This is a genomic window from Adlercreutzia muris (genome assembly GCF_008831045.1).
Lineage (GTDB): Bacteria > Actinomycetota > Coriobacteriia > Coriobacteriales > Eggerthellaceae > Adlercreutzia > Adlercreutzia muris.
Map to the genome: position 1 here is coordinate 1 of NZ_WAJS01000055.1, position 8,244 is coordinate 8,244.

The 8,244-nt window shown below is 59.8% G+C and carries 6 protein-coding genes; 5 read left to right on the forward strand and 1 reads right to left on the reverse strand.

Annotated elements, in window-relative coordinates:
• Window positions 1–359: 359 nt before the first annotated feature.
• A complete protein-coding gene (hdhA, locus tag F8D48_RS11005) occupies window positions 360–1,157 on the forward strand; it encodes a 7alpha-hydroxysteroid dehydrogenase (protein WP_151432039.1) in 798 nt (265 codons plus the stop codon).
• A 77-nt stretch (window positions 1,158–1,234) separates the two neighbouring features.
• Window positions 1,235–1,423, forward strand: coding sequence for a type II toxin-antitoxin system RelE/ParE family toxin (locus F8D48_RS11010; RefSeq protein ID WP_151432041.1), 189 nt, complete (start codon window positions 1,235–1,237; stop codon window positions 1,421–1,423).
• Between the two features lie 318 nt (window positions 1,424–1,741).
• Here the strand turns inward: F8D48_RS11010 and F8D48_RS11015 are convergent, their stop codons facing one another.
• Window positions 1,742–3,511 (reverse strand): FAD-dependent oxidoreductase, encoded by a 1,770-nt coding sequence (locus F8D48_RS11015; protein ID WP_151432043.1) that lies wholly within the window; start codon window positions 3,509–3,511, stop codon window positions 1,742–1,744.
• Window positions 3,512–3,747: 236 nt separating this feature from the next.
• Between F8D48_RS11015 and F8D48_RS11020 the strand changes: the two genes are divergently transcribed.
• From F8D48_RS11020 to F8D48_RS11030, 3 genes are all read left to right on the forward strand, one after another.
• A complete protein-coding gene (locus tag F8D48_RS11020; RefSeq protein WP_151432045.1) occupies window positions 3,748–5,151 on the forward strand; it encodes a response regulator transcription factor in 1,404 nt (467 codons plus the stop codon).
• A 176-nt stretch (window positions 5,152–5,327) separates the two neighbouring features.
• Window positions 5,328–6,848: an IMP dehydrogenase gene (locus F8D48_RS11025; RefSeq protein WP_151432047.1), complete on the forward strand. Its 1,521-nt coding sequence runs from the start codon at window positions 5,328–5,330 to the stop codon at window positions 6,846–6,848.
• A gap of 197 nt (window positions 6,849–7,045) precedes the next feature.
• Window positions 7,046–8,244, forward strand: a 1,199-nt coding sequence (locus tag F8D48_RS11030) for a hypothetical protein (RefSeq protein WP_151432049.1), incomplete at its 3' end; no start/stop codon positions are given.

An 8,244-nucleotide genomic window follows, 5' to 3' on the forward strand; every position in this document is an offset into this window, starting at 1 on the left:
GATCGCGCATGGAGGGTCCTTCCTCTCCGTCTCCGGCCTAGACAACCCGAGAGGATACAGGAGGGGCCCTCTTCCTGTGGCACAGGGGAGCGACCCGGAATCCGGACAAAGTTAACTCACACAGACGATGGGGCGGCTTTATGAAGTCTCCCCATTTTTTGTAGCAACAATTACGCTTTTTGGCTGAACGGCTGCTGTTTCGGAGAGGGGCTGCAAATTCACCTCTGCCGACAAGCTCCGCAAGTTCTAAGCCGCGGGAACTCGGCAGCGCTCGTTCAACGAGTTTCGGAAAGACGCCTCTTCGGGGGCGTCTTTTTCTATGATGAAAGCTCTGCTATACGCTGCGGAAAGGAAGTACCATGCGCTTGCACGATAAGGTCATCGTCGTCACTGCCGCCACGCGCGGCATTGGGGCCGCCATTGTGAAGGCCTGCGCCGAAGAGGGGGCGCAGGTCTACATCGGTGCCCGCAATATGGAGCGCGCCCAGAACGAGGCCGACGAGATGACGGCGGCTGGCTTTGCGGTGAAATGCGTGTACAACGACGCGTCCAAACCCGACAGCTACCAGTCGATGATCGATACCGTAGTGGCCGCCGAGGGGCGCATCGACGGGCTTGTGAACAACTTCGGCGGCACGAACCCCGCCGAGGACAAGGACCTGCTGAGCACCACCTACGAGTCCTTCCTCGCTGGAGTGGACGCGAACGTGGGCAGCGTATTTCTCGGCTGCCAGGCGGCCGCGCGCGAGATGACGAAGACCGGCGGCGGCTCCATCGTGAACATCAGTTCCATTGCCGGCAGCGTGCCCGACATCAGCCAGATCGCCTATGGCACCTCCAAGGCGGCCATCAACCACATGACGAAGTCCATGGCGGTGCAGCTGGCCAAGTCGAACATCCGCGTGAACGCCGTGGCGCCGGGCATGACCGCCACCGATGCCGTGGCCGACAACCTCTCCGAGGAGTTCAAGCGGTTCTTCCTGCGCCATATCCCGCTCGGGCGCATGGCCGACCCGGCCCACATCGCCGCGGCCGTGGTGTACTTCCTCGGCGACGAGAGTGCCGCTACCACCGGCCAGATCATCGAAGTGGCCGGCGGCTTCGGCCTGGCCACGCCCATCTACGCCGATGCCATGGACGCCGCCGTGGCGCGATAGGGGACAGAATCCTTTGGCGTCATTATCGAATGCATCGTGTCACGTTACATGTCATGTTATCGCAAAGGAGGTGGGAGATGATAAGGGCGTTCGCCGATGCCGACACGAGAGAGCTGTTCGAGACGGGGCGGAGCAAGAGCCTTCTCGCCGATATTGTTCGTAGAGCGCTTCGGAAGCTGGAATATGTGGACAATGCGGCTCTCGTGACCGATCTTCGCCTTCCGCCGGGAAACCGATTGCATACTCTGAAAGGCGCCTTCGCATAGGACGTCTGTTCGGCACCACACTACAGTTCCGGATGAACATGCAGCAGAAAGAGGCATCTGGGATTCCACGGCATTGCACGATGATGAGGTAATGGCCATCGAGTCTATTGAGATAGCCGTTATCGCATGGTGCGGTGGGGACTCACAAGGAACGTTCCCCGGTGTCCGCCAGCGACATAATGTGACGGCCGTTGGGGGAGCAAAGGGCTGGCGATGATTGCTGAGGCCTGGTTGGGTTTGTGAAAGAAAGCAAAGCATCCGGATGAGGCGCGAGGGCCTCATCCGGATGCAAGGGGAGGACGTTTGGCTTAGCGTAGACTAGGAGAGATCGCCGGCCAGATAGCGGGCGACGTGGCGGCCGAAAGTCAATGTGCGACCGCAGGCGTTAGCGGCAAGGAGCTCAGGATACGTGTTGGCGTACATGGAGCCCGAACAGTCGCCCACGGCGAACAATCCATCAATCGGACGGCTCTGCTCGTCGAGAACGCGCATATGCTCATCAATACGCAGCCCCTGCAAGGTGGCAAGGAGGGATCCGCCGAACCACGCGCCATAGAAAGGCCCGGTTCGCAGCTCGGAGAGGCGATAGGCCTCTTTGCCAAACTCGTCATCGCGCTGATTATCATAAGCGGTGTTGTAGGTGTCGACTTGCGCGAGGAACGTCTCCTTGTCAGCCCCTTCGAAGCCCAGCAAGTCGGCCAGTTCGTCAAGGGTGTCAGCTTTTTTAATTGGGGTAGTGTCAGCATGCATCATTTGTTCGATGGCTTCCAGCCATTCGTCAACCGTCTCGAAGTTCACCATCCACATGCCGCCTGTAGAGCAGCCGATGGTGGCAAAGCGCTTAACATCCTTGGGCGCGTTGGCGTCCCATACCATGCACCAGACTCCGCCTTCGTGACCTGCAGCCGAAAATACAACGTTGTCGTACGGCGTCGACTCGTTGATGAAGCGTCGGCCGCGTCGATCAACTTTCATGAAGGGCTGAGAGCCAATGCCATTTTGCCCGATTTGGCCGGAGAACATTGCAGTATCGGAGTCGTCGGTATAGCCTGCATCTACGCCTGGCTCCACCATCCCGCGATTGAAGATTGCCGGTGCGGGCTCGGAATCAAACTGTGCGCCAACTTGCATGGCGATGCGAATTCCTTCTCCAGTTGTACTGGGCGAGAAGGCATTGCCGGTAATGCATTTTCCAAGAATCGGGTTGAGCTCACGTGTCATTGCGGCATTGGCTGCATAGCCTCCCGTCGCCAATACCACACCGAGAGAAGCGTTTACGCGAACGTATCCTTCAGGCGTCTCGAAGATGGCGCCCGTGACGGGTCCGTCCTCGACGCGGTCGAGCTTAACGAGCTTGTGCTCAAACGTCACTTGATGTCCCGCCTCATTGAGATGTTCTTCAAGCCATACGTTGCGAGACCAGTCCACGGGCAGATCGATGCTCCCTGCTTTTTCAAGAGAAATGCCCGGCTCGATGGATTCATCGGCCACATACACATGAGAAATGGGGGGAATGTAGTAATCGGTGCCGCCATCGCCGTGGTTTTCGTGAAGGCACAAGGTCGCCTTAAGTCCTTTTTTGGCCGCGATGCCGTCGAGCCACTGTTTCATTTCAGCTGACTCGTCGATCCATACCTTAGTGACACGGGGATCGTTTTTGAAGTCTGCGTAACGGCTCATCTCGTTAAGGAGTTTCAGGGGGTCGATATCGACCCCAGCTGCCTTTGTGCAATCAGAGTTGACAACGCCAAAGAAGCCACGGGCGGCTTCAACAGCTGCATTCTTCTCGCAAAGGATAAAGTCAAGACCGAGGTCGACGCAAGATGCCGCGCAGGCCATGCCGCCATTGCCTGCGCCAACGATAAGCACATCCGTTTCCAGGGTGTTGACGATGTCGGCGTCGTCGATTTGAGGCGCCTCGCCAACCCAATTAGTGTTCTTTGGTTCTTCCGCGATGCTCGTTTCCGCGAGAGTTGTGCTCGGCTGCGGCGCGCAACCGACCAATGCGGCTCCGGACGCAAAGGCCGTCAGGGCGCCTAAGCCAAGAAAGCTTCGGCGGGAAAGAGCGGTGGCGCTTGTGGTTGTCATGGGATCCTCCTCGGTTTTTATTCGCCTTCATTCGAGGCTTTTGGGTTTGCCAGCCGTCGTGGCGTGTTTGAGTATCGTTGGTCGAAAGGGGCTTGAAAAGACATATATCCAGGTGAATAACGGGTGATTCTGCTTCTACGAGCCATCACCCGTTTTGTCACCAACTGCTGAAACGCCTGATGTGAATCGCGATTGCAGATGCCTGCTATAATCGAGCGATTCAACGAGAGGGGTAGATGATGAAATCTGAGAGACGGGAATGGCACTGCGGCCTTTTCTTTGCTGGTCTCATCTTGACGATACCAGCGCTTTTCAGCCTTCTTCCGGCCTCTGCGTCCTCTGGTTGGGGAATTTCTCACATTCACGCTGCATTGCTGGGCGGAACAACGGCTCTTTTGACGGCAGCTTTAGCGTCGGCGTACGGGCGAGAAATATGCTTGCAAAAAAGATTTGCCTGGCTCGCTTATGGTCTTCTATCAGGCGGCATGGTTATTCTTGCGTTAGAGCCGATTGGCATCGGGGTTGATCCGTGGGTCTCTATTGCGGCAGGGTTTGTCCTAGGGGCGGGAAAGGCTTGGGCCTTTTTGCTCTGGGCCCGCCTGTTCTCTTGGTTGCCTTTGGCAAGCATGCTCGCTCACTCCTCCGCCGCATGTCTTTTTGCGGGCGTTTTGGCGTGGTTGGTAATGGGTCTGCGTGCAGAATGGGTTATTGCTGTTGCCGTTGCTGTTCCCTTTATTTTGGCAACCGCCTATGCGTATAGCTGTTCCGCTCTCTCGTTCGATTCTTCTCGGAAGGAATATGACGTAAAGTTTCAAAAGGTCGGCCGTTTGCCTTGGAGGCCGATTATCATTATGGCTCTTGTGGGTTTCGTTGCGGCCTTGGGCCCTATTGCGACTTTTGGAATAACCGTGACACTGGAGGAGGTGGCGCTATTGCCAATGGGGGCTCTTACGTTGGGCTTCCTAATTTGGGTAAAAGCGTTCCGCTCAGAATATCTGCTCAAAGCCGCTTTTGCTGTATATGGCGTTGGCTTTCTTTTGCCGCTCGTGCACAGCGAATGGTCTATCTTGGCTGGCTTTATCGTGTCTATGTCCTATTGGGGAATGGCATTATTCGTCTTCTGGTTTCTCTGCAATGATGTTCGAGAAAAGAAGTCGCCGACCGGTTGGACCTTTGGCGTTAGTTTTGCTCTGCTCGATATTATGCAGCTTGTTGGTTATGTATTACCCCAGATGGGGCTGGTGGTGCCGTCTGCGAACGAGGGCGGGGCGCTCGGCGTGTTCACGATTGCCGCGATTGCCTTGGCTGTTGCAGGCGCCGCTTTGTGGGCAACAGAGCACGTCGGGCAAGGTCATTGGTCCCGACAGTTCGTTGGCTCCAATGTTACCGAAGCTTCGCATTCTGCAAGGCCTGGCGAGAGTGAGCTTGCTTTTAGGTGTAGGATGTCTGGACAAGCCCGCGGGCTCACTTTTCGCGAAGAGGAAATACTTGTTCTGTTGCTGGAGCGCAATACGATAAATCAAATAGCGCACCAGCTGTTTCTGAGCGGCAACACCGTGAAGACTCACGTGAAGCATATTTACGGAAAGATGGGCGTTCACAACCGCGACGAATTGCGAACCGCCGTCCTCGGCTCTTAAGGAAACAGCATCACCTTACTAGTTCGTCGTCTGGCTTCCCCAAGACTTTCTCAGCCATCTTCGACCGCTGCCGAAAATATGGTGCACTCTGGGCATGCTCTGGCATGGGCTGCGCTCTCGGCCTATAATGAACCAATTACCGTCCAGGGCATCGAGCGGCAAAGGAGCGCACAACCATGGCCTACTACTTCGAGGAACCGTCCCGTACATTCAACGAGTACCTGCTGGTGCCGGGCCACACGCCCGCCGATTGCGTGCCCGCGGCGGTCAGCCTGAAGACGCCGCTGGTGAAGTACCGCAAGGGCGAGGAGGAGTGCCCCCTCGAGCTTTCCGTGCCCATGGTATCGGCCATTATGGCCGCCGTGTCCGACGACAAGATGGCCGTGGCCCTGGCCACCGAGGGCGGCCTGTCGTTCATCTACGGCAACCAGTCCATCGAGGACGAGGCCGCCATGGTGGCCCGCGTGAAGGACTACAAGGCGGGCTTCGTCACCTCCGACGCGAACCTGTCGCCGGATATGACTCTCGAACAGGTGGTGGACCTGAAGGAGCAGCACGGCCACTCCACCATGCCCGTTACCGAGGACGGCAGCGCCCACGGCAAGCTGCTGGGCATCGTCACCGAGCGCGACTACCGCCTCTCCCGCATGGAGCTGACTGAGAAGGTGGCCGATTTCATGACCCCGCGCGAGAAGCTCGTGGTGGCTCCGGCCGACACCTCCCTTAAGGAGGCCAACGACATCATCTGGGAGCACAAGCTGAACTCCCTGCCCATCGTGGACGCCGACGATCACCTGGTGGCGCTCGTGTTCCGCAAGGACTATGACTCCCACAAATCCAATCCCGACGAGTTGCTCGACTCCCACAAGCGCTACATGGTGGGCGCGGGCATCAACTCCCGCGACTATGCCGAGCGCATTCCGGCGCTCGTGGAGGCCGGTGCCGACGTGCTGTGCATCGACAGCTCCGAGGGCTATTCCGATTGGCAGAAGATGACCATCGAATGGGTGCGCGAGCACTACGGCGATGCCGTGAAGATCGGCGCGGGCAACGTGGTGGACGCCGAGGGCTTCCGCTTTCTGGCCGACGCGGGCGCCGACTTCATCAAGATCGGCATCGGCGGCGGCTCCATCTGCATCACCCGCGAGACCAAGGGCATCGGCCGCGGCCAGGCCACGGCTACCATCGAGGTGGCCCGCGCCCGTGACGAGTACTTCCGCGAGACCGGCGTGTACATCCCCATCTGCTCCGACGGCGGCATCGTGTACGATCACCACATCTCGCTTGCCCTGGCCATGGGCGCCGACTTCGTCATGCTGGGCCGCTATTTCGCCCGCTTCGACGAGAGCCCCTCGGCCAAGGTCATGGTGAACGGCACCTACATGAAGGAGTACTGGGGCGAGGGTTCGGCCCGCGCCCGCAACTGGCAGCGCTACGACTTGGGCGGCAAGAAGAAGAACCTCTCCTTCGAGGAGGGCGTCGACTCCTATGTGCCCTACGCCGGCAGCCTGAAGGACAACATGGCCATCACCCTGCTGAAGCTGAAGAGCACCATGTGCAACTGCGGCGCGCTCACCATCCCCGAGTTCCAGGACAAGGCGAAGCTCACCTTGGTGAGTGCCACCTCCATCGTGGAGGGCGGCGCCCACGACGTCCTGCTGAAGGACAAGGCCCCCTACGCGAGCAACACGCGCTAAGGCGGCGGCTCAAAAGACGTGGAAGGGAAGGCGGCTCTGCGGGGCCGCCTTCTTCGTTTCAAGCGGAACGACCGAAAATCCGCTGGTTGTGTCTATAATTCTGAGAAATCAACGTTCTCGTGCCGTCATTCTTGACGGATGCTATACTGCCCCTTTAATGGATAAGACCGCCATTTTGCAAGAGGGAAGGACGTGACGTGGGCAATATGTCGATCGGCATCGCGCTCTTTGTGCTGATCATTATCGTTGGCCTCATCATCGGGCTGCGTCTCAGCTCGACGTCTCTCCAGCGCCGTGCCGTGGCGGTTTCCTTCGTCCTCATGGCTCTGGTAGCCGCCGCGTTCTGGGCCGTGGCCATGGGCGCGTCCCAGGTGTGGACGGCTCCCTTCTTCGCTATCGCCTGCATCGTCGTTCCCGTGGCCGCCTATAGCGCCATCATGAAGGCCTCGAAGTCTTCCCGTCCTGAGCCGAAGCGCCGCGAGGACAGTCGCCCGCGCCAGGCCAAGACCGGCTCGGCCCTGGAGGCCGCCGTCATGCCTGTGGCCCCCAACCATCCGGTAAACGAATTCCGCGACCTCCACAGTGGGTCGGAAACAACCGACGGGGAAGAGCGGCGCGATGAGATCGCCAGCGCAGCGGAGCCGGTCGAGGAGGAGGCGCCGGCGGCTGCTCCGGTTGCCGAAGATGCCGAGGCGGTGTCGGCCGAATCGGCCGGTGCTGCGGAAGAGAGCGGCACGGCCCCCAAGGCCGACGAGCCCCAGGAGCGCGCCGAGCGCGCCGAGGCGTTCATCGATGAGTATCTGATTGAGCAGAATGAGGGTGAGGACGGCATGTTCGAGCCCGAGATGGCCCCCTCCCTCCAGCCTCGCACCGAGGCGCCCCATACGACCTCTACCATGATGATGACGGTGCCCTTCCCTGAGGGAGACGAGCAGTACCTCGTGGTGTCCGACACCACGTCGGTGCCCAATCCCATTCTCGCCTACAAGCGCACCACCTCGTCCCATTTGGTGCCCCTGGGTGCCTCCCGTCGCGGCATTCACGCCAAGCCGTCGGCGGAGGCCGAGGAAGCGTCCGTGCAGGATCGCCAGACCGCCGCGCCGGCCGTCGAGCCGCGTGCCGCCGTTCCGCTGCCTCAGGTGGAGGAGCCGGTGGAGCTGGAAGAGCCCGCCCTCGGCGAGCCCCCCGCCAACGTGGACTTCGCCGCCATCTTCCGCGAGGCCCCCAAGGACGACGGCGGCCCCGTGGCCCCGCAGCTGGAACTCGATTTCACGCCGCGACCGGAAAGCCCCTTCAAGCCGGCGTTCCGCCCCGTGGCCAAGCACGCTCCCGCGGCATCGGCCCCGGCTGCCCGCACGTCCGCCCCGGTTCCCCCGACCGAGGGGCGCTCTGCCGC

What these genes read in the sequence shown, in the direction of transcription:
- hdhA (WP_151432039.1), top strand. Translation starts at nt 360, where the DNA reads ATGCGCTTGCACGATAAGGTCATCGTCGTCACTGCCGCCACGCGCGGC.
- F8D48_RS11010 (WP_151432041.1), top strand. Translation starts at nt 1,235, where the DNA reads ATGATAAGGGCGTTCGCCGATGCCGACACGAGAGAGCTGTTCGAGACG.
- F8D48_RS11015 (WP_151432043.1), bottom strand. Translation starts at nt 3,511, where the DNA reads ATGACAACCACAAGCGCCACCGCTCTTTCCCGCCGAAGCTTTCTTGGC.
- F8D48_RS11020 (WP_151432045.1), top strand. Translation starts at nt 3,748, where the DNA reads ATGATGAAATCTGAGAGACGGGAATGGCACTGCGGCCTTTTCTTTGCT.
- F8D48_RS11025 (WP_151432047.1), top strand. Translation starts at nt 5,328, where the DNA reads ATGGCCTACTACTTCGAGGAACCGTCCCGTACATTCAACGAGTACCTG.